The organism is Microcystis sp. M49636_WE2 (assembly GCF_030065375.1).
Taxonomy (GTDB): Bacteria; Cyanobacteriota; Cyanobacteriia; order Cyanobacteriales; family Microcystaceae; genus Microcystis; species Microcystis aeruginosa_C.
Window position 1 is genome coordinate 1 of the sequence record NZ_JASJFG010000843.1, and the last position, 2,146, is coordinate 2,146.

Here is a 2,146-nt window from a genome sequence, read left to right on the forward strand (position 1 = left end):
GCAGGAGTTGAACCTGCCTAGCACGAATTATGAGTTCGTTGCCTCAACCGCTCGGCCAACCCTGGGTTATACTATTAACTCATTATAGATCGGTAATTACTCTGAACGTGAAAATTCAGCCCCACCAAGATGAAAAAATTTGCAATCAGCACCTCCTTGCAGTTAGGACTCCTTTTGATGGTAGCCATGTTAGCCGCCGGCTTCGGTAGCGGTTGGGTAGCCTATCAATTGGGACTCGCCTCCCTGAAGGGAGTCAGTCAACCGGATATCAACCCCGCTAAAAAGTTTACCAACGATCGCACCAGTTATGGTCGCAATCAAACTTTTATCCCCGTGAAGGAAGAAGAGGTGCTGAAAAGAGTGAGAGTTTATATGCAACAACAGAAAAACAAACCGCAATCAAAGGAAGAAACCAAAGGATAGGCTTTAAAAAAGGCGAGTTTTGCCTTTTCGCTATGGATAATCAGGATTTATTGACTCGTTTAATTTTAGTCTTTTTACTAATCGCGCTCAATGCTTTTTTCGTAGCGGCCGAATTTTCGCTTGTGTCTGTCCGTCGTACCCGCGTCAGTCAGCTAGTGGCTGCGGGAGATGTGCCAGCGCAGACGGTCCAATCTCTACAAAGAAGTCTCGATCGCTTACTTTCCACTACCCAATTAGGTATCACCCTTTCTAGTTTAGCTTTAGGTTGGATCGGGGAGAGTACCATGACCGTTTTTGTGAAGAAATTACTAAGTTTTTTACCCTTTTCTTTAAACTGGCAAAATCTTCTCTCCCATGGTTTCTCTCTTTGTCTAGCTTTTTTAATCGTGGCCTATCTCCAGATAGTTTTTGGGGAACTTTATCCCAAATCCCTAGCGTTAATTTATGCCGAACCGATGGCGCGATTATTAGCTGCACCTATTGGGGTTATTTCCAGGATTTTTAAGCCTTTTATCGGTATTCTTAATCAATCAACTCGTTTTTTATTGGTTTTAACCCGTATCCCCGAAGTGGATCTACAGCGTTCTAGTCGGGTAACTTCCGAGGAATTACAATTAATTATCAGCATGGAAGGGGAATTAACGGGATTAGAAGCAGCGGAAAGGAAAATTTTAAATAATGTTTTCCAGTTTAGCGAAATCACTGCCGCAGAAATCATGGTTCCCCATAACCGTTTAATAGCTATTTCCTCGACCGCAACTTTTGAGGAATTACTGCTCCAAGTAGTTAACAGTGGCTATTCTTGTTATCCTGTGGAAGGAGATTCCGGTGATGATATCCGTGGTTTGATCGATTTTAAAGATTTAGCTTTACCCCTTGCCGAAGGTCAGTTAAATTTAACAACCCCGATTAAACCTTGGTTAAAACCTGTTCGTTTTTTCCCCGAAACAACTGCTTTAAATGAATTACTAACAGTGATGCGGGAATCATCCTTAAAGATGGTTATCATTGTGGATGAATTTGGCAGAACAGCCGGTTTATTAACCCTAAAAGATTTAATCGGCGAGATTCTGGGAACTTTTTCCCCTAGTGATGAATCGGGAACAGTAAAATATCAACTCCTCGATGAATCGACTTTTCTCGTACAAGCACAAATGAATTTAGAGGACGTGAACAAAGCATTAAATTTAAGTTTACCCTTGGCCGATGAATACCAAACCCTAGCAGGTTTTGTTCTCCATCATTGGCAAAAAATACCGAAGGTGGGAGAACAATTATATTACCAAAATTTAGAATTTACCATCATTTCTAAGGTCGGCCCTCGCTTGGAACAAATTAAGATTTATCGGCAACAACTATCCTAAGGATATAAACAAGAAACAACTTTTCTCATTTATTTATTCTTTTTGATTGTTAAGTAGTTGGTTATAATTAAATTAAAAATGGATTTTAGGTTCGATCCCCCCTGCCTCCCTTGATAAGGTAGGGTTGATTCATGAATCAACCCTACCCTTGATAAGGGGGGTGTCTGATAATTTTTAACGCCTACCTACTTAATCTAGTCAATAGCTGCCCACTCCTGTCACCATGAAACACCTTTTGACACTCCTCCCCCTCAGCTTGGGATTAATTGCCCTCACCCCCGCAAATTTGCCCCTAGAACGTTTTGAAATCTCAGAATTAGGAACATCTACGGGATACGATGAACGACTGCTAACGGACA

General features: G+C 41.4%; 2 protein-coding genes and 1 pseudogene. All 3 read left to right on the forward strand.

Annotated elements, in window-relative coordinates:
• Positions 1-129: 129 nt before the first annotated feature.
• Positions 130-423: a hypothetical protein gene (locus PX484_RS19320; protein ID WP_004268401.1), complete on the forward strand. Its 294-nt coding sequence runs from the start codon at positions 130-132 to the stop codon at positions 421-423.
• 32 nt (positions 424-455) lie between these two features.
• On the forward strand, positions 456-1,787 hold the full coding sequence (locus PX484_RS19325; protein WP_004268399.1) for a hemolysin family protein: 1,332 nt from the start codon (positions 456-458) through the stop codon (positions 1,785-1,787).
• A gap of 223 nt (positions 1,788-2,010) precedes the next feature.
• A pseudogene (locus PX484_RS19330) lies at positions 2,011-2,146 on the forward strand (murein transglycosylase); the annotation flags it as partial.

Excerpts from the sequence above, each read along its gene's own strand:
- PX484_RS19320 (WP_004268401.1), top strand. The coding sequence starts at position 130 with ATGAAAAAATTTGCAATCAGCACCTCCTTGCAGTTAGGACTCCTTTTG.
- PX484_RS19325 (WP_004268399.1), top strand. The coding sequence starts at position 456 with ATGGATAATCAGGATTTATTGACTCGTTTAATTTTAGTCTTTTTACTA.